The following is a 22,406-nucleotide window of genomic DNA, read 5'->3' as shown; positions in this document are numbered from 1 at the left end:
CCCGCCGTTTGCGCCCGCCGCGGAAGCCGGCGATCTCGTCCAGGTCATGATGATCCGCTAGGCCGCAGCCTTTTGCGCCAAGCGCGCAAGCTGGGTCATGACGATCGCCGAGCCGGACAGCCGTTTGTCCGGCGTGGTCCAATCGCGAATGAAGACGATGCTTTGATCGGGCCGGATCTTGGCCTGCGAGCCCTGCTCCCCCACGAACTTAACAAGCCCCACTGGATCCGAGAATTGCTTCTCGCGGAACTGGATAACGACACCCTTCGGGCCGGCGTCCAGCTTTTCGACATTGGCCTGCCGGCATAGCGTCTTGATGAACACGATCTTGAGAAGATGCTGCACTTCTTCCGGCAAAGGTCCGAACCGGTCAATCAGCTCAGCGCCAAAAGCATCGATCTCCGAGGAGCCTTCCAGCTCGGCAATGCGGCGATAGAGGCTGAGACGCAGCTGAAGGTCCGGCACGTAGCTTTCCGGGATCATCACCGCCGTACCAACCGAAATCTGTGGCGACCAGTTGCCGTCCGCGACCTCGCCTGTACCCTTCAATTCTGCAACGGCCTCTTCCAGCATCTGCTGGTAGAGCTCGAAGCCGACCTCCTTGATATGGCCAGATTGCTCGTCGCCAAGCAGGTTGCCGGCGCCACGCAGATCGAGATCGTGGCTGGCCAGCTGGAAACCAGCGCCGAGCGTATCCAGGGATTGCAGAACCTTCAATCGCCGTTCCGCCGTTTGCGTCAGAAGGCGGTTGGCCGGCAGCGTGAAGAGCGCGAAGGCGCGCAGCTTGGAGCGACCAACGCGGCCGCGCAACTGGTAGAGCTGTGCCAGACCAAACATGTCGGCACGATGAACGATCAGCGTGTTGGCAGTTGGAATGTCGAGACCAGACTCTACGATCGTCGTTGCCAGCAAGACATCATATTGCCCGTCATAGAAGGCGTTCATAATGTCTTCGAGCTCGGTCGGCGTCATCTGGCCGTGGGCCACGGCAACCTTCAGCTCGGGCACGGCACCGGCCAGGAAATCGCTGACCTCCTTCAGGTCGGAAATGCGCGGCACGACGTAGAAGCTCTGCCCGCCGCGGAACCGCTCGCGCAGCAGTGTTTCGCGAATTACGAGTGGATCAAACGGCGAGATGAAGGTCCGCACCGCCATACGATCCACAGGCGGGGTGGTGATAAGCGATAGTTCACGGACACCCGTCAGTGCAAGCTGCAGCGTGCGCGGGATCGGCGTCGCTGAAAGCGTCAGCACATGCACGTCACTCTTCAGCTCCTTTAGGCGCTCCTTGTGCTTGACGCCGAAATGCTGCTCCTCGTCGATGATCAGAAGACCAAGCCGCTTGAACTGAATGGAGTTGGTCAACAGCGCGTGCGTCCCAACGACAATGTCGACCTTGCCTTCCGTCAGCTCTTTCTTGGTTTCGTTCAGTTCCTTGGTGGTTACCAGCCGCGACGCCTGACGAACTGTTACTGGAAGCCCGGCGAAGCGCTGTGAAAAGGTACGGAAGTGTTGGCGAGCCAGCAGGGTCGTCGGAACGACGACTGCAACCTGGAACCCTTCCATGGCTGCGATGAAGGCCGCGCGCAGCGCAACTTCGGTCTTCCCGAAGCCCACGTCGCCGCACACAAGACGATCCATCGGCTGACCGGTACCCAGATCGTCGCGGATGGCGTCGATTGCAGCCTGCTGATCTTCGGTTTCGTCGTATGGAAAACGGGCGGCGAACTCGCCGTAGACACCTTCCGGCGGCACCATGGCGGGAGCACCGCGCATCTTGCGCTCAGCAGCGACCTGAATGAGCTGACCTGCCATCTCAAGCAGGCGCTTCTTCAGCTTGGCCTTGCGCGACTGCCAGGCAACACCGCCCAGCTTGTCGAGCGTCGCTTCCGTACCTTCGGAGCCGTAACGCGACAGAAGTTCGATGTTTTCGACCGGCAGGAAGAGACGATCATCGCCGGAATAGCGGATCTCAAGGCAATCATGCGGCGCGCCCGCTGCCTGGATGGTCTGAAGCCCGACGAAGCGGCCAATACCGTGATCCGCGTGAACCACGATGTCACCCGCTGCCAAGGAGGCCACTTCGGCGATGAAGTCCGAAGCCTTCTTGCGCTTCTTGCGGCGGATCAGGCGGTCGCCAAGGATGTCCTGCTCGGCAATAACCGTCATCGTTGCGGTGGAAAAGCCTGCCTCGACTGGCAGCACCGCAAGGGCCGCCTGCCCCGGCTTCAGCTTCTCGACGCCGGCGAGACGATCCACGATGATCAGGTTCTCAAGCCCGCGCTCTTCGAGAATGGAACTCAAGCGATCAAGCGAACCGTCGCTCCACCCGGCGATCACCATGCGCTTACCGGCAGCGCGCTCGTCGGCAATGTATTTCGCCACTGCCTCGAAGACGTTGGCTTTCGGATCGGCGCGCTCTTCAGCAAAGCTGCGACCGCCATGCGAGCCCGCATGCAGCACCTTACGGCCGCCCTCCGGCGCATCAAACGGCGTGAACTCGATCGATAACCGGTCCTTCTCGGCTGCCGCAACATGGTCGGGGGTCAGGTAGAGCAGTTCAGGCCGTATCGGCTTGTACGGGACCGCGTCACCGAACTCCTTGCCGCTTCCTTGAGTTTTCCTCGCCTCGTAGTGGTCTGTCACCAGCGTATGGCGCTCGCTGATCGCCTCGCGTGCAAGGTAATCAAAAATCACAGGAACATCAGGAAGATAGTCAAATATACTTTCAACGCGATCGAAGAATAACGGCAGCCAGTGTTCCATGCCTGCAAAACGCCGGCCTTCGCTGATCGCTGCGTAAAGCGCATCATCTCGGCTCGGTGCGCCAAAGGTGGCGACGTAGTTCTTGCGGAAACGGCTGATGGTTTCCGCATCCAGCGTGATCTCGCTCATCGGCTGCAGCACGAATTCCTTGCGCTGCCCTGTCGTACGCTGATCCGCCGGGTTGAAGGCGCGGATGGATTCCAGCGTGTCGCCGAAGAAGTCCAGGCGTAACGGCTCCGGCGTGCCTGGCACGAAGAGATCAAGGATGCCGCCGCGCACAGCGAACTCGCCGACATCGCGAACCGTGCCGACGCGATCAAAGCCCTCGCTTTCGAGCCGGGCGATCAGACCCTTCATGTCGATCTGATTGCCGGGACGAGCCGAATAGGACTGTGCCGCCAAGATGTCCGCAGGCGGCATCTTCTGCAGCGTCGCATTGGCTGTCGTCAGGATCACCGCACGGTGCGGCTTCTGGCGTAGCGCAATCATCGCGCTCATAGCCTCGAGGCGCCGGGCGGCCGAGTCGACGCCCGGCGAGACACGGTCATATGGAAGACAATCCCAGGCGGGTAACTGAAGCACCGGGATCGTTGGGTCGACGAAAGCGAGCGCATCCGCAAAGGCCGGCAAGCGCTGGCCGTCGCGCGCAACGAAGATCACCGGGCCGCTGCCGCTTTCGACAACCACACGCGCCAAGGCAAAGGCTTCAAAGCCATCCGCAACGCCATCAAGCGTGATCGAACCGAGGTTGGATTTCGGCAGACCGAGTTTGGGAAGAAGCGTCATGAGGGAAATGCCAAGCCTTGCGAACGGGAGAATGCGACGACGCGCCGGAACATAGGGGTGTCGACCGCCTCCGGAGCGGTGCGTTCGCCAGTCATAAAGGAGAAGAGGTCGACATCGGGAACGTCCAGAAGCCGCTCATATTGTTCGATTTCTTCTTCGTTCAAGGTGCCAATTTCAGCATCGGCAAAACGACCGAGGATGAGATCCATTTCCCGTATTCCGCGGCGCCACGAACGAAGCAGCGCCTTCTTGGCGCGCGGATCGAGTCCGTCGCTGGAGCGGGTTGTGCCGGTCATGGATGAGGCCTTGATGCGTTGAGAAGCGAGTTTGAACGGCGATATAACGCGGCAAGAACGAAGTGTCAGCCTTCGTAACCCGGCAGCCGGCCTTATCTTGGAAGTTCAATCGGAAACGCTTACAGCAACATCATGCGTCCACCCAAACTCGATCCCCTGTTTGCTCCTGCGACATCGCTTGAAGGCGTTGGTCCTAAGCTCTCGGCATTGCTCAAGAATATAGTGCCTGTCGATGTCTCGGATCGGGAGGTTCGCATCGGTGACCTCATCTTCGTTCTGCCACAAGGCATGATCGATCGACGCAACCGACCTGGCATCGCCTACGCCCCAGAAGGTGCGATCGTCACGCTGGAAGTCCGTGTGGACCGGCATCAGCCGCCACCAAGCGGCAATCGATCTGTGCCATACAGGGTCTTTGCACATGATGACACCGGTGAGCTGGCGCTGACCTTCTTCCGCGGTCATGCCACATGGCTGGAGAAGCAACTACCTGAAGGTGAGACGGTCATCGTCAGCGGTCGGATGGAGTGGTTCAACGGCCGCCCGAACATGGTCCATCCCGACCACATCGCTTTGCTGGAAGATGCGGCATCCCTGCCGTTGCTCGAACCAGTCTACCCGCTGACATCAGGCCTTTCCGGCAAAGTCTTGCGCAAGGCATTGTCCGCCGCCGTCGAGCGAATATCGCCGCTTCCCGAGTGGCTGGATGCGAGCCTCGTTGCTCGCGAGCGTTGGCAGAGCTTCGACAGTGCTCTACGCGCGCTGCACCATTTCGAGGAGCCGGAGGATATTGCGCCTGAAAGCCCCGCCTGGCGGCGGCTGGCTTATGACGAGTTGCTTGCAAGCCAGGTCGCGCTGGCCCTTGTGCGATCGCGCATGCGGCGTCTGGCTGGACGGCCACTTGATGGTGATGGCCGAATTGTCGAGGCCGTAAAGGCTGCATTGCCCTATAGCCTCACCGGCAGCCAAGCTAATGCCCTTGAAGAGATTGAAGCGGATCTCGCAGATCCCGAACGTATGGTTCGGCTTCTGCAGGGTGATGTCGGTGCGGGCAAGACGGTTGTCGCTTTGCTTGCGATGGCGCGTGCTGCGGAAGCAGGCGGACAGTCTGCCTTGATGGCTCCAACCGAAATCCTGGCACGTCAGCATTATGCGACCATCGCACCGCTTGCGGAAAAAGCCGGTCTCACGACCGCAGTGCTGACGGGACGCGAGAAAGGCGCCGAGCGAGCCCAAATTCTTGCCGGGTTGGCGGACGGCAGCATCGATATCGTCGTCGGCACGCATGCGCTCTTCCAGGAGGGCGTCAGCTACAAGGATCTCGTTCTGGCAATCGTCGATGAGCAGCATCGCTTCGGTGTGCATCAGCGCTTGGCCATGACCGCCAAGGGTGCGGCGCCCGATATGCTGGTGATGACCGCAACGCCGATCCCGCGCACGCTCGTGTTGACCGCCTTCGGCGACATGGACGTGTCACGCCTGACCGAAAAGCCGGTGGGGCGTCAGCCGATCAAGACCGTCACACTGCCGCTGGAACGTATCGACGAACTTGTAGAGCGCATGCAGGCTGCCGTCGCCGATGGTCAGAAGATCTATTGGATCTGTCCGCTTGTGGACGAGTCCGAAGAAATCAAGCTGATGTCGGCGGAAGATCGCTTCAAGAAGCTTCAGCCTTTGTTCGGTGACCGGATTGGTCTGGTCCACGGCCGAATGAAGGGTGCCGACAAGGACGTGGCCATGGCTGCGTTTAAGAAGGGTGAGACACGCATCCTCATCGCGACCACCGTTATCGAGGTCGGCGTGGACGTACCCGATGCCACGATCATCGTGATCGAACATGCTGAGCGCTTCGGTCTGGCGCAGCTACATCAATTGCGCGGACGCGTCGGTCGCGGCTCGAAGCCATCGACCTGCGTCCTGCTTTACAAGGAGCCGGCAGGCGAAACCGCGCGCAAACGACTGAGCGTGCTGCGTGACACCGAAGACGGCTTCCTCATCGCCGAAGAAGACCTCAAGCTACGGGGCGAAGGCGAGTTGATGGGGACGAAGCAATCGGGCACCCCGGGCTTCCGTGTCGCTCGCTTGGACGTGCATTCCGATCTGCTGGAGATCGCGCGCGATGATGCGCGCTTGCTTCTGCAGCGCGACCCCGACCTCAAGTCGGAACGTGGCGAGGCTATTCGACACCTGCTGTATCTTTTCGGGCGCGACGAAGCCGTGCGTCTGCTACGAGCCGGGTAACGATCCTGCCGGGAGCTTGGCTTCCACATCCGCGCGTGACCCATGGAATTCGGGAGTGACCAAGCCGGCGGAAACCAGGAAGCGAACGGCCTCTTCGATAGACATCGAAAGCGGCACGACATCCTCCTCGCGCACATACATGATGTAACCGGTGGTGATGTTCGGCGTAATGGGCCGAAATACTGCCATCACCTTGCCTTCACGCTCAGCCAGCGCTGCGTTGATCTCTGAGTCCTGCTGCTTGGGAATGAAGACGATGGACCATGTGCCACGACGCGGCCATTCAACCAGCCCAACCTTCTTAAACAACTCGCTGCGGTTATCGAGTACCGTCGTGAAGATCTGCTTCAGGCCACGATAAACATTTCTGGCCAGGGGGATCTGATCGAGAATGCGCTCGCCGAACTTGAGGATCGAGCCACCGATGAAGTTGGCAGCGAGGAAGCCGACAAGCGTGATGAAGATCAATGCGACTACCAAGCCGAAGCCTGGGATGGCAAACGGCAGGTAGCTCTCAGGATTGTAGCGATAAGGAATGTAGGGCTTCACCCAGCTGTCAATGAGATGGATGAAGTACCAGGTGAGGTAGGCGGTGATCGCGAGCGGCGCGATCACCACGACGCCCGTCAGAAAGTAGTTTCTGATCCGCGCCATGCCGCGCGGCTTGATTGGATCCGCCATTGTGCCACCTGCCCCTGTGCGCTCCTTCTTAGCTGAGAACGCTTATCGGGCAAATGACAGAGGCGTTTGCGCGTCTGTACTCGGATCACTCCACAGTGACTGACTTGGCAAGATTACGCGGCTGGTCGACGTCGGTCCCCATGAACACGGCTGTGAAATAAGCCAGCATCTGGATCGGTAGAGCATAGACGATTGGCGCGATGATCTCCGGAACGTCTGGCAGGATGATCGTTTCCATCGCGTTGATCGTGGCCCGCCGCGCACCCTCGGTATCCGTAATCAGGATGATGCGGCCACCACGCGCGGCGACTTCCTGCATGTTGGATACGGTCTTGTCGAAGTTGCGGTCATGTGGCGCGATCACGATCACTGGCATGTCTTCGTCTATCAGCGCGATCGGTCCGTGCTTCAGCTCGCCGGCCGCATAACCTTCGGCGTGGATGTAGGAAATTTCCTTGAGCTTCAGCGCTCCTTCCATGGCCAACGGGAAGCTCGTTCCGCGACCAAGATAAAGCGCGTGCTTCACCTGCGAAAGCTCGCGCGCTAGCTTCTCGATCTGGTTATCGAGCTTCAACGCTGCCGTAGCAAAGCGCGGGGCTTCGGACAGGAAGCGGACGAGTTCGCGCTCCTGTTCAGGCGAGACATAACCGCGCTGCACACCGGCGCGAACCGCAAGAGCTGCTAGAACAGCCAGCTGGCAGGTGAAAGCCTTGGTCGAAGCCACGCCGATTTCCGGGCCTGCTAAGGTTGGGAAGATCGCATCTGATTCACGGGCGATCGTTGATTCCGGAACATTTACAACCGCCGCAATCGGTACACCCTGGCTGCGGCAATAGCGCAAGGAAGCCAGCGTATCCGCGGTTTCACCAGACTGGGAAATGAACAAAGCCGCGCTGTTGGGCGAGATCGGCATTTCGCGATAACGGAACTCGGAACCGACATCGATGTCGACCGGAAGCCGAGCGTAACGCTCGAACCAATAGCGCGCGACCGAGCCAGCCAAGAAAGCCGTGCCACAGGCGGAGATCGACAGTCGGTCGATCTGGCTGAAATCGAACGGAAGCGGGATGTCGCGGGTGCGTCCTTCAACGAAATCAAGGTAATGCGCCAGCGTGTGGCCGATCACTTCCGGCTGTTCATGGATTTCCTTTTCCATGAAGTGACGGTGGTTGCCTTTGTCCACCATGAAGCTGGTAGAGCGTGCCTTAGTTTGTGGACGTTCGATTTCACGGCCATCGATGTCGTAAATCGTAACGCCATTTCGCTGGATAGCAGCCCAATCGCCGTCTTCCAGATAGGTGATTGCGTCCGTAAAGGGCGAAAGAGCGACAGCGTCGGAGCCCAAGAACATCTCACCATCGCCATGACCGACGGCGAGTGGCGGACCGTTCCGAGCGGCGACGATCAGGTCGTCATGGCTGGGGAAGATGATGGCCAAGGCGAAGGCACCTTCCAGCCGTTTGATCGCCTTATGAGCGGCTTCAACCGGCGCGCTGCCGCGCTTCAACTCGCGCGAAATCAGGTGCGCGACGACCTCGGTGTCGGTCTGCGAGGCAAACACATAGCCGTCGGCGATCAGCTCTGCCCGAAGCTCGGCAAAGTTCTCGATGATGCCGTTATGGACGATGGCAACGTCGGTCGAAAAATGCGGGTGGGCATTCGTTTCGTTCGGTACGCCATGCGTCGCCCAGCGAGTATGACCAATGCCGATGCGGCCGCCAAGCGGTTCGGCCTCCAGCTTCTTCTCAAGATTGACCAGCTTACCTTCGGCGCGACGACGTTCCATTTGTCCATCATCGATGGTGGCGACGCCTGCGGAATCGTAGCCGCGATATTCAAGACGCTTCAGCGCATCCACGATCAATGGCGCGACTGGACCCCGGCCGACGATCCCGACAATTCCGCACATAAACTATCCCTCGAATCCGGCTTTAAATCCCAGCGTGATCTACGTTTATCGCCGGCAGTTAAGAAGTCACTTATGGTATCGAAACGTTGCAGCCATTCTGCATGCCGCTGCACCTATTTGGATGACGCTTCCTTGATGCTGCGCTGACGAGCCCTGAGGTCTTCGGCACGACCTTCGATCGTCTTCTGGCGTGCACGGCCGAAGGCCAACGCGTCGCCTGGAACGTCCTGGGTGATGACGCTACCGGAAGCCACATATGCGCCATCGCCGATGCTGACTGGCGCAACAAGAGAGGAGTTCGAGCCAATGAAGGCGTTTGCGCCGATCTCAGTCTTGAACTTGTTCATGCCGTCGTAATTGCAGGTAATGGTGCCGGCACCGATGTTGGATCCGGCTCCGATAGAAGCGTCGCCGATATAAGTAAGGTGGTTGATCTTGGCGCCCGGACCAACCTTGGCCTTCTTGACCTCACAGAAGTTGCCGACCTTCGACTTCTCGCCAAGTTCCGCACCTGGCCGGAGCCGCGCGAAGGGCCCGATCTCCGCGCCCAGGCCGATCGTCGTGCCTTCAAGATGCGAAAAGGCATGGATGGTCACGCCGCCATCCACAGTGACGCCCGGACCGAAAAACACATTCGGTTCGATGACCGTGTCTGAACCGACCGCCGTATCATGCGAGAAGAACACGGTTTCCGGCGCAATCAGCGTCGCGCCATCAAGCATCGCCGCCCGGCGACGACGGACCTGCCAGAGCGACTCCGCTTCGGCAAGCTCGACGCGGTTGTTGACGCCGAGCACACTCTGCGCATCGACCTCTGCAGCCACGACAGCAAGCCCCTGTTTCCGCGCAATGGCAACGATGTCGGTCAGGTAGTACTCACCCTTGGCGTTGTCGTTGCCAATCGCATCCAGCAGAGCCAGCGCATGGGCGCCGGCTATCGCCATCAAGCCACCATTGCAGAAGGTGATGGCACGCTCTTCTTCCGAGCAATCCTTGTCCTCGCGGATCGCGGTGAGCGCACCATGGCCTTCAATCAGGCGGCCGTAGCCGGCAGGCTTGTCTGTGCGGAAGCCCATGACCACAACGGTCGCACCGGATGCGAGCTTTTCGCGCGCGGTCAGCAAAGCGTCGGATTGCACAAGCGGTGTGTCGCCGAACAGCACGAGCACATCGTCATAGCCACGGCTGAGTGCTTCACGAGCAGCCAGAACTGCGTGCCCAGTGCCCTTACGCTCCGTCTGCACGAAAGTTTCCAGCAAACCTTCCTTCGCATCGATCGCGGCGCGGACCTCATCTGCACCACGCCCCACCACGACCGCAATGTCGCCAGCACCTGCACCGCGCGCGGCTGCAACGACGTGGCCAACAAGGGGGAGGCCTGCCACCTTATGCAGAACCTTCGGCAAAGCGCTCTTCATGCGGGTGCCCTCGCCGGCCGCAAGGACGATGGACAAACAGCTACGATCAGGCATGCGTCGGCTCCGCAACAAGGTGATGAAGCCCGTCTAGCGCAGCTCTCTTAAAAAAGGAACTTTCACACCGCTCGCTTCAGCCAAGACGGCCAAGAACCGGAAAACTCTCGAGGAGCCAGTAGGACACCGTCTGGATGCCTCCGGTCATGAAGGCCAAGCCAGCAAGGATGAGCAGCACGCCCATGACCTTTTCTATGCGCCCCAGATGAACCTTGAACCGCCCAAGAAAGCGCATGAAGGCACCGGAAAAGAAGGCCGCCGCCAGAAATGGGATGCCAAGGCCTAGCGAATAAGCGGCAAGCATCGTCGCGCCCTCTGTCAGCGTGCCGCGACCCGCAGCCAGCGTCAGGATCGGACTCAGCACCGGACCGATGCAAGGTGTCCATCCGAAGGCGAAGGCGAGCCCCATGACATAAGAGGCAAACAAGCTCGCCGGTCGTCCTTCCGTCTGAAACCGCGCCTCGCGCGACAGAAACGGAATGCGGATGACGCCGAGGAAGTTAAGTCCCATCAGCATGATGATCGCGCCGGAAACGAAGCCGAGCTCATACTTATAGGCGAGAAGCAGACGGCCAAAGGCCGAAGCTGTCAGGCCCAACAGAACAAAGACTGTCGAGAAACCCAGTACGAACGCCAGACCGGCGCTGGCCAAGGCAGATCGTTGTGCCGTGGGAGCCATCCGACCGTCGCGGAAATCATCGACGGTCACGCCAGCCATGTAACAAAGATAGGGCGGCACCAATGGCAGCACGCAGGGCGACAGGAACGACAAGGCTCCGGCTCCGACTGCGCTAAGATAACCGACGTCGACTGCCATGATCTGAAAAGTGCCCTGCTCGAACGTTCCGCATGGCCTATAGCCTAGATCAGGCCAACAGCCCAATGTGCCAAGGCGTCACGATCCTGTGGGTCGAACGAGCTGTTTTGAAGTGGTGAGCGCGATGGGACTCGAACCCATGACCTACAGATTAAAAGTCCGTTGCTCTACCAACTGAGCTACGCGCCCGGGAGCCGCGAAGCGGTCCGAAAGTGCGGCGGACCATATTCAGCGCCCTGGTAGCGGTCAACCGCCGATTCACGACTTTTGTAGGAAGATGCGATAGGCTGTGAACTGCCGCACGCTTGTCATCACATGTCATGAAATTTCAGTGCCGTTATTTCCATGCGCAGTGCTTGGCCTACATATGCCGCAAATCACCCGCAGCCTTCGGCTCGAAGTATTAGTTAGTTTGAATATTGTTCAGTGGCTTCTATAACATGGAACTAGAATTTGCCTGATGCCTCGGAGTTGCCGGCGCTCGACCTTTGTGCGCAAGAGCCGATCCGCATTCCCGGCGGAATTCAGCCCCATGGAGCCTTACTTTTCCTGGATGAAGCTGACTTCGCCGTTCTGCAATACAGCGCAAACGTGGATGCTGTTCTCGGTGGATTGATCGTTAATGACGGTGGCTCGAAGGTCATCGAGCCGGGCGCTTTCGCGTCATTGCATAGCGACCTGACGGCCTGGTTGAAGCGCCCGGACGACTCGTTCGAACAGTCGATCTTGATCGGTAACAACCGGCATCATGTGTCGGCGCAGCGGACGCCACAAGGATTGATGCTCGAATTCGAGCCGGCTTCGGCTCATGGTGGTAATGAAGCGCATTATGCAAGGCTTCGGCGCTTCGTCGATAATGCTGAAAGCTACCAGGGCACGCTGGAACTGGCGGATGCGGTGGCGCACGAGGTTCGCGATCTGACCGGCTTCAACCGGGTCATGATCTACCGCTTCAATGAGCAATGGGATGGTACGGTCATCGCCGAAGATGGCGACGGGACCCTGCCCTCCTACCTCGATCTTAGATTTCCGGCGACGGATATTCCGGTCCAGGCGCGTGAATTGTATTTGCAAAACCGCATTCGGTTGATCCCGAGTGCGACCTATGAGCCTGTTCCTTTGGTGCCGACATTTTCGCCGGTTGACAGGCAGCCGACCGATCTCGGCAGTTCTGCGCTGCGCAGTGTGTCGCCTATCCATCTCGAATATATGCGCAACATGGGTACAGCTGCGTCCATGTCGATCTCGCTGATCGTGGATGGGAAGCTCTGGGGACTTATTTCCTGCCACAATGCCGAGCCGTTGCATGTCCCTCCGCCGGTACGCAACGCTGCTGAATTCCTTGGCCGCATCGTTTCGCAACAGATTGCCGGCTTCGATCGGACGAATGAGAGCAGGCAGCGTCTTGGTTTTAAGCAGATCGAGACGGAACTGATTGCTTATGTCAGCCGTGCAGCGAGTTTCCAGCAAGGCTTGGTTGAGCGCCCCCGTCAGTGGCTTGGCATCACCAATGCGCAGGGCGCGTCGGTGATCACAGAAGACATGGTTCTGGCAACCGGCAGCGTTCCTCCGAGCACAGCCATGCGCGAGCTTGCCACTTGGCTGCACGGCCTGAAGCTCGACGGGCCTTATTCTACCGACAACCTGGCAGCTGTGTGGTCCGGAGGCAGTGCCATCTCTGATGTGGCAAGCGGCTTGCTGGCAGTGCCGATCTCCAGCCTGCATCCGAGCTTCATCATGTGGTTTCGTCCGGAAGTGGTTCGCACGGTCAACTGGGGCGGCGATCCAAAGAAGCCTTCGGTCAGCGAAGTCGATATGCGCATTCACCCGCGCAAATCCTTCGAGACCTGGAAAGAAAATGTGCGTGACCACTCCGCGCAATGGACGACTGCAGAGGTTCAATCTGCAGCCGAGTTCCGAAATGCCGTCGTCAATTTCGTGCTTAAGCGAGCTGAGGAGCGTGCAGAGCTGACGGAAGAGCTGCAGCGCTCCAACAAGGAACTCGAATCATTTTCCTATTCGATCTCACATGATCTGCGCGCGCCCTTCCGTCATATCCTAGGCTATGCGCAGCTGCTCGATGAGGAAGAGACGGAGCTCAAGTCGATCTCGCGCCATTATCTGACCGGTATCTCCAATGCAGCTCTGTCCGCTGGTCAGTTAGTCGACGACCTTCTCCGGTTTTCTCAGCTTGGACGCGCCAGCTTGAACATGTCGTCGATCGACATGCAGAAAGTGGCCGGCGAGGTGCGCCGCAGCTTTGACAACATGACCGAAGAGCGTCGTATCGAATGGCGCATCGGCACCCTGCCGGACGGTTATGGCGACGCTGCCCTTGTTCGCCAGGCGATCTACAATCTGGCTGACAATGCGGTGAAGTACACGCGCGACCGCGACCCTGCGATCATTGAGATTGAGGGCCACGAGGAACGCGATACCACTGTTTACACAGTGCGGGACAATGGCGTCGGCTTCGACATGGCCTATGGCGGCAAGCTGTTCCAGGTGTTCCAGCGGCTTCATCATATCGAAGATTTCGAAGGCACCGGCATTGGCTTGGCGCTGACCAAGCGGATCATCGATCGGCACGGCGGATCTATCCGTGCGGAAGGCAAGCTCAATGAGGGAGCATCGTTCAGCTTTACGCTTCCGAAGCCGAAAAAGGGGCGTGCGGCCAAATGAACCTGCGTCCGATCCTCTTAGTGGAAGACAATCCCGCAGATGTGGAACTGACACTCGCAGCACTCACGCGCAGCCAAGTTGCCAACCAAGTCATCGTCACGCGCGATGGCGTTCAGGCGCTCGATTACATCTTTTGTGAAGGCGAGTTCGCGGGTCGCGATCCCGAGCCGCCTGCCGTTGTCTTGCTCGACCTCAAGCTTCCGAAGGTCAACGGCCTCGAAGTTCTGGAGCGGGTCAAAGCGCATCCTGAGCACCGCAACATTCCAATGGTTATGCTGACCTCGTCTCGGGAAGAAAGCGATGTGGTGCGCAGCTACAGCAGCGGCGTGAACTCGTTTGTTGTGAAACCGGTTGAATTCAACGCGTTCTTCGAAGCGATCCGCCATCTCGGAATGGTCTGGGCTGTTCTGAATGAGCCGTTCCCGGCCAGGCAAACTTAAGATGCAGCAAAGTGTTTTGGCCGACTCATTGGAACCAGGCGCCCGCATCCTGTTGCTGGAAGACAGCAGCATCGATGCCGACCTGATCACACGTCAAATTCTTAAGCTAGGCCCGGACACCAGGATTGATCGCGCGGTCATCCGCCGCGATTTCGAAACGGCTTTGGGCGCCTCTCGGTATGATCTGATCTTCTCGGATTACTCGCTGCCGGATTTCACTGGGCTGGAAGCGTTCGGTGTCGCAACGATGCTGGCGCCGAACGTGCCATTTATATTCATCTCCGGCGTCATCGGCGAGAAGTTCGCGACGGAAGCCGTACGTGCCGGCGCCACGGATTATGTCACGAAACGCGATCTCGGGCGCATACCCGGCGTCGCCAAGCGTGCGCTTGATGAAGCGCGAGCGCGGCGGGATCGTGAAACGGCAATGCTCGCCTTACAGGAAAGCGAGCACCGCTTTCAGTTGATGGCGGATAGCGCCCCTGCCCTGATCTGGGCGACCGATGAGGTCGGTCGCTTCACCTTCGTCAACCGACGTTTTGAAACCGACTTCGTCACCACGATCCCGGAGATGATGGATGGTGGATGGGCGACGCTGATTCTGGCGGATGATCTTCCTGCCTTCACCGCTGCCAATCAGGAAGCGCTTCAGCGTCGCGCTGTACTGAGCGTTGAGGTCCGTGTCATCGACGGCGACGGACATACGCGTTGGCTGCGCTGTGAAGCAGCGCCACGCTATAGCGGGTCGGGCCGGTTTGTCGGTCACGTCGGTTGCGCCATCGACGTGTCTGGCATTCGCCTGGCAACTGACATGCTCGAAGCCGAGGTTGAAGCACGCACGCGCGAATTGGCGGAGAAAGAAGAAGCGCTGCGTCAATCCCAGAAGATGGAAGCCATAGGCCAACTGACCGGTGGTATCGCACATGACTTCAACAACATGCTGGCCGGGATCAAGGGCGGAGCGGATCTTCTGCGCAAGCGTCTAGCGACGGGCAAGATGGATGAAACAAATCGCTACATCGATATCATCACGTCATCCGCTGATCGCGCGGCTGCGCTGACGCACCGGCTTCTCGCCTTTTCGCGTCGCCAATCGCTGGACGTGGAGCGGACCGATCTTAACGAGCGAATCTCGTCATTGCTCGAGCTTCTGCAAAGAACGATTGGCGACAGCATCAATGTTGAAACGAAGCTAGAGCCGCGCTTGTGGCCGGCTTTGACTGATCGGAACCAGTTTGAAAGCGCCGTTCTCAATTTGGCCATCAATGCTCGCGATGCCATGCCGAACGGTGGTCAGCTGACAATTTCGACGTTGAACACGAAGCTCAACCTGGCACAGGCAACGAGCTTCGGTGTTGCGCCGGGAGATTACGTTCAGATCCTCGTGAGCGATACGGGCACCGGCATGCCGCAATCCGTGATCGATAAGGCGTTCGACCCGTTTTTCACGACGAAGCCCATCGGCCAGGGAACTGGACTTGGTCTTTCGATGATCTTCGGCTTCGCCAAGCAGGTCGGCGGACATACACGCATCTTGTCGGCGCCTGATGAGGGCACGACAGTGGAAATCTACATGCCTCGCGACACCAGTGTCGTTGCGGAGGCCGACGATAGTGAGGACGAAGAAATGACGGTCGCAACGGGCAGCGGAACCATCCTGGTGGTCGAGGATGAAGTTCTCGTTCAGATGCTGATCGTCGATTACCTAAACGACCTCGGCTATGAGACGATCGAAGCCAATGATGCACAGCGCGCGCTATCGATCATCGACAGCGATCAGACCATTGATCTCCTGCTGACCGATGTCGGCTTGCCCGGCATGAACGGCCGCGAATTGGCGGAACGTGCCCGCACCTTTCGTCCGGAGTTGAAAGTGCTGTTCGCGACTGGCTATGCCGAAGGTGCAACCAGCCGCCAGGGCTTCTTGGCGCCTGGCATGGACATGGTCGCCAAACCCTTCGATCTCGACAGGTTCGGCGAGAAGGTGAATGCGATGCTGAAGATGGAGTTCTCCGGCACCGCGTGAGGCGCATCAGCCGACGACGATCGTCGCCTTGTTCTGCACGCGATTATACAGGTCGATCACGTCCTGATTGATCATGCGGACGCATCCGGATGACATGGCCTGCCCGATGGTCCACCATTCCGGCGAGCCATGCACGCGATAGCCGGTATCGACATTGTCCTTGTAGATGTAGTGCGCACGAGCACCGAGCGGATTGTCCAGCCCGCCCGGTTGTCCGCCTGCCCATTTTACGAGCTCAGGCTTGCGCGCGATCATCTCGCGCGGCGGCGTCCAGGTCGGCCATTCCTTCTTGTATTGAATGACCGCACGGCCGGACCAAAGGAAGCCTTCCTTGCCGATGCCGACGCCGTAACGAATGGCTTCGCCACCCGGCTGTACGAAATACAGGTGGCGCTCCTGCAAGTTCACGACGATCGTGCCTGGTGCCTCGCCAGTCGGGTCTTGGACGACCTGACGGCGGAACTCTCGCGGTACTTTCTCATAGGGAACGGCAGGCAGGACGAAGGGACCATCCTGCATAGACCCGTACATTGCCTGATATCCGCCCAGGGATCGTTCGACGCTGACTTTAGGCCTGATCGTACCAGTCGGGCTGAAATCCATATCGAAGGCAGACATATCGATGCTGCGGCTGCAACCGGCTAGACCGACTAGCCCCAAGCCTGCGAGCACGCCTCGCCGAGAAACCACTTCGCTCACAGGATACTCTCCAAGCCCGATGATGAGCGACCATGCGCGAACATGGTTGATGAATCGTTATGAACTTGATCGTGCTGGATGATCTCGATTGCGTGACCAGAACACTCAAAGGGAACAGAATGAATGCTCCATCGTTTTGAGATCCATAGGGACCAATGCATTTGCTCAGGAGGCAACATGAACAAGATTTGGAAATCCGTAGGCGCTGCGGCTATCTCCGCCATGATGGCGGCCACAACTTTCGTTCCTGCTCAGGCAGCGATGCAGGTTGAACGCCCGTCGGCTCCTGTGAGCAAGAACGTCGCTGAGCAGCCAGTTCAGGTGCAACATCGCCGTCATGGCGGTCACCGAGGTTATTATCGCGATGGTCGCGGCCGCGACTACTACAATGGTCACCGAGGCTACCGCCATTACCGCCACGGCTATCGCCGGCATGGTAACTCCTGGTATCCGGCTGAGGCCTTCCTCGGCGGCGCAATCATCGGAGGCGCGATTGCCAATTCGCAGTCCGCACCGCGTGTACGCTCTGGCAGCAGCCATGTTCAGTGGTGCTACGATCGGTATCGATCGTATCGCGCTTCGGACAACACGTTCCAGCCGAACAATGGCCCGCGGCGCCAGTGCAATTCGCCGTATTGATCATCTAAAAAAGGGCCTCTTCGGAGACCCTTTTCCTTATGAACTCTTGCTCAGCGTGCACGACCCGGCATTGCGCCAACCTTCAAGTTTCGCACTGCGCGTGGCATCATCCATCGTTGGGAGAAATGACGCTCGCATCGCAACTTCTTGGCAAAGCCTTCTTGCTCAGGCCGAAATCAGTCTTCGATAAATTCAGGCAGGCTGCTGAACGCCGCTTTCAAAGCATTCGACCAACCATCGGACACCGCGCGGTAGTACGGATCGTCCCCCCCGATCCGCTTGCGAAAACCAACCCGCATCGTGTCGCGCTCATAGAACATCATGTCGAGCGGCAGACCGACGGACAGGTTCGACTTCAGCGTTGAATCAAAAGAGACCATCAGGAGCTTGGCTGTTTCGGCAAAGCTCATCGCAGGATCGTAGGCACGCACGATGATCGGCTTGCCGTATTTCGTTTCGCCGATTTGGAAGAAAGGAGTGTCTTCCCCGGCTTCGATGAAGTTGCCTTCCGGATAGATCAAGAACAGACGAGGCTCGCCACCCTTGATCTGTCCGCCCAAGATGATCGAAGCGTTAAAATACGAATCGGCGGTCTGCCCGTCCGGCGACGATGTCTTGATGACCTCCTTCACCGTGTCGCCGACCAGTTTTGCTGTCTGGAACATCGAAGGCGCTTCGAGAAGCGTGCCGACTCGGTCTGAGGCAGCCTTCGAACGTTCGTCCAACATGCTCACGACGGCCTGTGTGGTTGCGAGATTACCGGCCGACATCAGTACGATGACGCGCTCGCCCGGCTCTTCCCAGACATGCATCTTCCGGAAGGTGGAAATGTTGTCGATGCCGGCGTTTGTGCGGGTGTCGGACATGAACACCAGGCCGCGATCGATCTTGAGGCCGACGCAATAAGTCATGAAAGTCCAATCCAACGAAGGTCGAGCAGATTACTGCTCGACTGTGACGTGAACTTCAAGGCGTTCTACCGCTTCTCCCAGCCTGAAGCCGGAAACAGGACAGGCATCGTTGTAATCGCGGCCCGTTGCCAGGCGGACATATCGTTCATCAGGCGAAATGCCATTGGCTGGATCGAAGGCGACCCAGCCGAGACCCTCGATATGCACTTCCGCCCAGGCATGGCTGGCGGCGTGTTTATCGCCTTCCGACATGAGGTAGCCGCTGACATAGCGAGCAGGTACTTCCAAAAGCCGTGCGGCGGACGCAAATATATGCGCCTGATCCTGGCAGACACCGGCCCCCTTGCGAGCAGCTTCTTCGCCCGTCGTAGAAACGGTCGTGCTGCCTTTCTCGTAAGCCACACGTTCAACGATCAGTTGAAGCAGCGCATGCATCCGCTGCAAGGGCGCACCATCGTCAACATCGGCGACAAGCGCCTTGATCGCATCGCCAGCCACGGTTAGCGGCGTTTCCTGCCTGAACAGCCAAAGGGGCGTGTAGCCGCGATGAGGACCCGAGACGCCCGATCGATCGATCGTCTCAATTACGCCAGTTGCCGTTGCGCTGAGACTTGTCTCCCCCGAATCAACACTGACCAGACGCGTGACATTGCCGAACGCATCCGTGTAACCGGCCTCTTCCGTCGCACCGCTGATATCGAGCGACCAACTGAGAACACGCTGGCTATGACCATCTGTGGGGATCAGCCTCAGGCGCTGTAAGGCATAGGCATTCGGCTGATCGTAGGCGTATTCGGTCTTGTGGGTGATCTTCAGGCGCATCGATCAGGTGAACCGGTAATTGTCGGCTACAGCCTGGCTGAAGCGCGCATTGTCATCGATGAAGCCTTCGAGATACTCGTGCAGCCCGTAGTCGAAGACATCTTTGATGGAGCCGACCTGCAGCCGCTCCAGCACCTTGACCGCGATGTCATAGCTCGGATGCTGCAAACCGTAATCTTCCGATAGTTGCCGCAAATCCTCGACGATGCCGCGATAGCAGAAGGCCAGCGAGCGGGGCATGCGGGGATTGAGGATTAGATAGTCGGCAATGAGCGTCGGCTTGTAGTCGGCTTCGTAAACCCAGCGATAGGACCGGTGGGCCGAAACCGAGCGCAGGATCGACTCCCATTGGTAGTTGTCCAGCGACGAGCCGACCCAGTGCACTGAGGGCAGTAGAACATAGTATTTGACGTCAAGAATGCGCGCGGTGTTGTCGGCGCGTTCGACGAGCGTACCGAGCGACGCGAAATTGTAGATCTCGTTGCGCAGCATCGTGCCCTGGAAGGAGCCACGGAACAGCGCCGTGTCCCGCTTGATCGCGTCGAGAACGCTCGGCAACTCTCGCTCGTCGATCGGATTGGCGAGGAGCCGCTTCAGCGACATCCAGGCTTCGTTCAGGCTTTCCCAACATTCCCGGGTCAGTGCCGTTCGCACCATTCGCCCGTTCATGCGCGCCGTTTCAATGGACGACACCACGCTGGATGGGTTGGAGGTGTCGCGCAGCAGAAAGTCCGAGACTGTGGCGGCAGTAAATTCGTCGTGCCGTTCGCGAAACGCGGCTTCTGCCCCCGCGCTCACAACCAAGGATGTCCATTCCTCGGCCGAACTGGTGGTTTGCGTCAGTGCCAGGCGCAAGCCCGCATCCAGCAAGCGCGCCATGTTTTCGGCGCGCTCGATATAGCGACTCATCCAGTAAAGACCGTTGGCGGTGCGTCCGAGCAGCATCTAATCGTCCAGGATCCAGGTGTCTTTGGTGCCACCGCCTTGCGAGGAATTGACCACGAGCGAGCCTTCCTTCAGCGCCACGCGCGTAAGTCCGCCAGGTACGATCTGGATGCGGTCCGAGACGAGCACGAAGGGCCGCAGATCGACATGGCGTGGAGCGAGACCAGCTTCGGTCAGGATCGGCACGGTGGAAAGCGAAAGCGTGGGCTGGGCAATGTAGTTTGAGGGTCTGGCTTTGAGCTTTTCGGCAAAAGCCTCCCTCTCCTTCTTCGACGCCGCCGGGCCGACCAGCATGCCGTATCCGCCAGAGCCATGCACTTCCTTGACCACCAGCTCATGAAGATGCTCGAGCACGTAAGACAGGCTCGATGGCTCCGAGCAGCGGTATGTCTCGATATTCGGAAGCAGCGCCTTGCGACCGGTATAGAACTCGATGATCTCCGGCATGTAGGAGTAGATTGCCTTGTCGTCGGCGATCCCCGTGCCTGGCGCATTGGCGATCGTGATCTTGCCGGCACGGTACACATCCATGATGCCCGGCACGCCGAGCGCCGAGTCAGGGCGAAATGTCATCGGATCAAGGAAGGCGTCGTCAACGCGGCGGTACAATACATCGATTCGCTTGTACCCTTGCGTCGTTCGCATCGCGACATGGCCATCGATGACGCGCAGATCCTGCCCCTCGACCAGTTCGACGCCCATTTGGTCGGCCAAGAACGCATGTTCGAAATAAGCCGAGTTGAAGCTTCCTGGTGTCAGAACCGCAATGCGCGGCGACCCTTCGCAGTTCTCGGGTTTTACGGCAGCCAGCGATTGCCGCAGAAGTTGCGGATAGTTGGCGACCGGCCTAACCTTGATGCGCTGGAACAGCTCGGGGAAGAGCTGCATCATCGTTTCGCGGTTTTCCAGCATGTAGGAAACGCCGCTGGGTGTGCGCGCATTGTCTTCCAGCACGAAGAACTCGTCTTCGCCGGTACGCACGATATCCGTGCCGATGATGTGGGTGTAAACGCCAGCTGGCGGCCGCACGCCGATCATCTCTGGCAGGAAGGCCTCGTTGTTGGCGATCAGCTCCTTTGGGATTCGCCCGGCCTTGATGATCTCCTGGCGATGATAGATGTCGTCCAGAAAGGCGTTCAGAGCCTGTACACGCTGTTCGATGCCCTGCATCAGGCGCCGCCATTCCTGTCCGGATAGGATGCGCGGCACGATATCGAACGGGATCAGGCGCTCGGCTGCCGCATCTTCTCCGTAAACGGCAAAGGTGATGCCGGTCTTGCGAAAGACACGCTCGGCATCCTGCATCTTTTCCGTGAGACGGGCCGGATCCTGCTCGTCGAGCCAAGCCTGGTATTTCTGGTATGGCTGACGCAGTCCGCTGTTTTCCGGACGCATCTCATCGAATGCAACCAAGCTTCCACTCCCTACTTCCACGCATTTCAGAGAGTTCCCGGCTAAAAAGCAAGCACGACGTTAGTCTGGCAACTTAAAAGGCGCGAAAGGTGACGATGGTCCGCGTATCGCGGATACCCGGTAGGATCTGGATCTTCTCGTTAACGAAGTGGCCAACGTCGCCGCCGTCCTCGATGTAGAATTTTGCGAGCAGATCGAACTCGCCGGCAGTGGAATAAACCTCGGACGCCAACTCGGCATCCGCGATGGCGCGCGCCACTTCGTAGGCTTTGCCGAGCTCACATTTGATCTGAATAAAAAACGCCTTCATCGCGCCCCCTGATGTCTGATGCGATACGCGCGAAACCCAGCGCGGGTTCCTCACGTAACTCATAATCGGAAATGACCAGTGTCCGCGCTAAACTCAGGTAGAACAAGGGAGAACACCAGTGCATCGCTTGTTTATAGCTATCCTTCTACTTGGAACAGGTAGTGCGTCTGCATTCGCAGGCGAACCCGAAATCAAGGCAGCACAAAGCGTGATCCAGCGTCAAATGTCGGCATTTCGTGGCAACCGCGACGCCGAGGCTTACTCCTTCGCATCACCGATGTTGCGGATGAAATTTCCGAATATGGGGATCTTCATGTCGATGGTCCGCCAGGCTTATCCCATGGTGCACAATCCCGAGCATTACGCTTTCCGCAGCTCGAAGGAGGTGGGCGACCAGATCCAGCAGGATGTACTGATCATCGGCGCGGACGGAAAAGACTACGTCGCCACCTACACGCTGCAGCGGCAGCCGGACGGAAGCTGGCTCATCAATAGCGTCACACTGCGTGCCGGCAGGACGCTGAGCACGTAACGGCAAAATTGATGTAGCT

At 58.8% G+C, this 22,406-nt stretch carries 18 protein-coding genes and 1 tRNA gene; 6 read left to right on the top strand and 13 right to left on the bottom strand.

Features of this window, described 5'->3' with window-relative positions:
• Positions 1–57: 57 nt before the first annotated feature.
• Together mfd and RTX98_RS02815 are read right to left on the bottom strand one after the other, a co-directional pair.
• Positions 58–3,552: a transcription-repair coupling factor gene (gene mfd / locus RTX98_RS02820; RefSeq protein WP_312794415.1), complete on the bottom strand. Its 3,495-nt coding sequence runs from the start codon at positions 3,550–3,552 to the stop codon at positions 58–60.
• Positions 3,549–3,848 carry a succinate dehydrogenase assembly factor 2 gene (locus RTX98_RS02815; RefSeq protein WP_189502124.1) on the bottom strand — a complete coding sequence of 100 codons (300 nt, stop codon included), beginning with the start codon at positions 3,846–3,848 and terminating at the stop codon, positions 3,549–3,551. Before RTX98_RS02815 ends, mfd begins: the two co-directional genes overlap by 4 nt.
• A gap of 132 nt (positions 3,849–3,980) precedes the next feature.
• Here RTX98_RS02815 and recG point away from each other — a divergent pair, with 132 nt between their 5' ends.
• A complete protein-coding gene (gene recG, locus RTX98_RS02810; protein ID WP_312794414.1) occupies positions 3,981–6,089 on the top strand; it encodes an ATP-dependent DNA helicase RecG in 2,109 nt (702 codons plus the stop codon).
• Here the strand turns inward: recG and RTX98_RS02805 are convergent.
• From RTX98_RS02805 to RTX98_RS02785, 5 genes are all read right to left on the bottom strand, one after another.
• On the bottom strand, positions 6,075–6,770 hold the full coding sequence (locus tag RTX98_RS02805; RefSeq protein WP_312794413.1) for a DUF502 domain-containing protein: 696 nt from the start codon (positions 6,768–6,770) through the stop codon (positions 6,075–6,077). The genes recG and RTX98_RS02805 overlap by 15 nt on opposite strands.
• An 85-nt stretch (positions 6,771–6,855) precedes the next feature.
• Positions 6,856–8,679, bottom strand: a complete 1,824-nt coding sequence (glmS, locus tag RTX98_RS02800; protein WP_312794412.1) for a glutamine--fructose-6-phosphate transaminase (isomerizing) — start codon at positions 8,677–8,679, stop codon at positions 6,856–6,858.
• Positions 8,680–8,792: 113 nt separating this feature from the next.
• Positions 8,793–10,151 carry a bifunctional UDP-N-acetylglucosamine diphosphorylase/glucosamine-1-phosphate N-acetyltransferase GlmU gene (gene glmU / locus RTX98_RS02795; RefSeq protein WP_312794411.1) on the bottom strand — a complete coding sequence of 453 codons (1,359 nt, stop codon included), beginning with the start codon at positions 10,149–10,151 and terminating at the stop codon, positions 8,793–8,795.
• A 76-nt stretch (positions 10,152–10,227) separates the two neighbouring features.
• On the bottom strand, positions 10,228–10,968 hold the full coding sequence (locus RTX98_RS02790) for a cytochrome c biogenesis CcdA family protein (protein WP_312794410.1): 741 nt from the start codon (positions 10,966–10,968) through the stop codon (positions 10,228–10,230).
• A 113-nt stretch (positions 10,969–11,081) separates the two neighbouring features.
• Positions 11,082–11,157: transfer RNA gene (locus RTX98_RS02785), tRNA-Lys, on the bottom strand.
• A 264-nt stretch (positions 11,158–11,421) separates the two neighbouring features.
• Between RTX98_RS02785 and RTX98_RS02780 the strand changes: the two genes are divergently transcribed.
• Genes RTX98_RS02780 through RTX98_RS02770 form a run of 3 tightly spaced genes read left to right on the top strand, consistent with a single transcriptional unit; the run spans position 11,422 to position 16,116 of the window.
• Positions 11,422–13,650, top strand: coding sequence for an ATP-binding protein (locus RTX98_RS02780; RefSeq protein WP_312794408.1), 2,229 nt, complete (start codon positions 11,422–11,424; stop codon positions 13,648–13,650).
• Positions 13,647–14,090: a response regulator gene (locus RTX98_RS02775; protein WP_312794406.1), complete on the top strand. Its 444-nt coding sequence runs from the start codon at positions 13,647–13,649 to the stop codon at positions 14,088–14,090. Before RTX98_RS02780 ends, RTX98_RS02775 begins: the two co-directional genes overlap by 4 nt.
• 1 nt (position 14,091) lies before the next feature.
• Positions 14,092–16,116, top strand: coding sequence for a response regulator (locus RTX98_RS02770; RefSeq protein ID WP_312794404.1), 2,025 nt, complete (start codon positions 14,092–14,094; stop codon positions 16,114–16,116).
• Between the two features lie 6 nt (positions 16,117–16,122).
• On the opposite strand, the gene RTX98_RS02765 is transcribed toward RTX98_RS02770, so the two are convergent.
• Positions 16,123–16,815, bottom strand: a complete 693-nt coding sequence (locus tag RTX98_RS02765) for a L,D-transpeptidase (RefSeq protein ID WP_312794402.1) — start codon at positions 16,813–16,815, stop codon at positions 16,123–16,125.
• Positions 16,816–16,992: 177 nt separating this feature from the next.
• Between RTX98_RS02765 and RTX98_RS02760 the strand changes: the two genes are divergently transcribed.
• On the top strand, positions 16,993–17,454 hold the full coding sequence (locus RTX98_RS02760; protein WP_312794401.1) for a BA14K family protein: 462 nt from the start codon (positions 16,993–16,995) through the stop codon (positions 17,452–17,454).
• Between the two features lie 176 nt (positions 17,455–17,630).
• Here the strand turns inward: RTX98_RS02760 and RTX98_RS02755 are convergent, their stop codons facing one another.
• From RTX98_RS02755 to RTX98_RS02735, 5 genes are all read right to left on the bottom strand, one after another.
• Complete coding sequence (locus RTX98_RS02755; protein ID WP_312794400.1) at positions 17,631–18,365, bottom strand: proteasome-type protease; 735 nt, start codon at positions 18,363–18,365, stop codon at positions 17,631–17,633.
• Between the two features lie 30 nt (positions 18,366–18,395).
• Positions 18,396–19,187 carry a transglutaminase family protein gene (locus RTX98_RS02750; RefSeq protein ID WP_312794398.1) on the bottom strand — a complete coding sequence of 264 codons (792 nt, stop codon included), beginning with the start codon at positions 19,185–19,187 and terminating at the stop codon, positions 18,396–18,398.
• A 3-nt stretch (positions 19,188–19,190) separates the two neighbouring features.
• A complete protein-coding gene (locus tag RTX98_RS02745; RefSeq protein ID WP_312794397.1) occupies positions 19,191–20,132 on the bottom strand; it encodes an alpha-E domain-containing protein in 942 nt (313 codons plus the stop codon).
• Positions 20,133–21,545: a circularly permuted type 2 ATP-grasp protein gene (locus RTX98_RS02740; protein ID WP_416223052.1), complete on the bottom strand. Its 1,413-nt coding sequence runs from the start codon at positions 21,543–21,545 to the stop codon at positions 20,133–20,135. It lies immediately after the preceding gene.
• 73 nt (positions 21,546–21,618) lie between these two features.
• Positions 21,619–21,855 carry an Lrp/AsnC ligand binding domain-containing protein gene (locus RTX98_RS02735; protein WP_189502099.1) on the bottom strand — a complete coding sequence of 79 codons (237 nt, stop codon included), beginning with the start codon at positions 21,853–21,855 and terminating at the stop codon, positions 21,619–21,621.
• 118 nt (positions 21,856–21,973) lie between these two features.
• Between RTX98_RS02735 and RTX98_RS02730 the strand changes: the two genes are divergently transcribed.
• The gene (locus tag RTX98_RS02730) at positions 21,974–22,387 is read left to right on the top strand and encodes a DUF4864 domain-containing protein (protein ID WP_312794394.1); all 414 of its coding nucleotides are present in this window, start codon (positions 21,974–21,976) and stop codon (positions 22,385–22,387) included.
• Positions 22,388–22,406: the final 19 nt, after the last annotated feature.

Origin of the sequence: Tianweitania sp. (assembly GCF_032053605.1) — a bacterium.
GTDB lineage: Bacteria > Pseudomonadota > Alphaproteobacteria > Rhizobiales > Rhizobiaceae > Tianweitania.
This window is presented reverse-complemented; position numbering and strand designations above follow the sequence as displayed.

Bases quoted from the DNA above. Each gene is read 5' to 3' on its own strand.
- RTX98_RS02770 (WP_312794404.1), top strand. From the start codon at position 14,092: ATGCAGCAAAGTGTTTTGGCCGACTCATTGGAACCAGGCGCCCGCATC.
- RTX98_RS02745 (WP_312794397.1), bottom strand. From the start codon at position 20,132: ATGCTGCTCGGACGCACCGCCAACGGTCTTTACTGGATGAGTCGCTAT.
- glmU (WP_312794411.1), bottom strand. From the start codon at position 10,151: ATGCCTGATCGTAGCTGTTTGTCCATCGTCCTTGCGGCCGGCGAGGGC.
- RTX98_RS02815 (WP_189502124.1), bottom strand. From the start codon at position 3,848: ATGACCGGCACAACCCGCTCCAGCGACGGACTCGATCCGCGCGCCAAG.
- RTX98_RS02755 (WP_312794400.1), bottom strand. From the start codon at position 18,365: ATGACTTATTGCGTCGGCCTCAAGATCGATCGCGGCCTGGTGTTCATG.
- RTX98_RS02735 (WP_189502099.1), bottom strand. From the start codon at position 21,855: ATGAAGGCGTTTTTTATTCAGATCAAATGTGAGCTCGGCAAAGCCTAC.
- RTX98_RS02790 (WP_312794410.1), bottom strand. From the start codon at position 10,968: ATGGCAGTCGACGTCGGTTATCTTAGCGCAGTCGGAGCCGGAGCCTTG.
- RTX98_RS02805 (WP_312794413.1), bottom strand. From the start codon at position 6,770: ATGGCGGATCCAATCAAGCCGCGCGGCATGGCGCGGATCAGAAACTAC.
- RTX98_RS02750 (WP_312794398.1), bottom strand. From the start codon at position 19,187: ATGCGCCTGAAGATCACCCACAAGACCGAATACGCCTACGATCAGCCG.
- glmS (WP_312794412.1), bottom strand. From the start codon at position 8,679: ATGTGCGGAATTGTCGGGATCGTCGGCCGGGGTCCAGTCGCGCCATTG.
- RTX98_RS02775 (WP_312794406.1), top strand. From the start codon at position 13,647: ATGAACCTGCGTCCGATCCTCTTAGTGGAAGACAATCCCGCAGATGTG.
- mfd (WP_312794415.1), bottom strand. From the start codon at position 3,552: ATGACGCTTCTTCCCAAACTCGGTCTGCCGAAATCCAACCTCGGTTCG.
- RTX98_RS02760 (WP_312794401.1), top strand. From the start codon at position 16,993: ATGAACAAGATTTGGAAATCCGTAGGCGCTGCGGCTATCTCCGCCATG.
- recG (WP_312794414.1), top strand. From the start codon at position 3,981: ATGCGTCCACCCAAACTCGATCCCCTGTTTGCTCCTGCGACATCGCTT.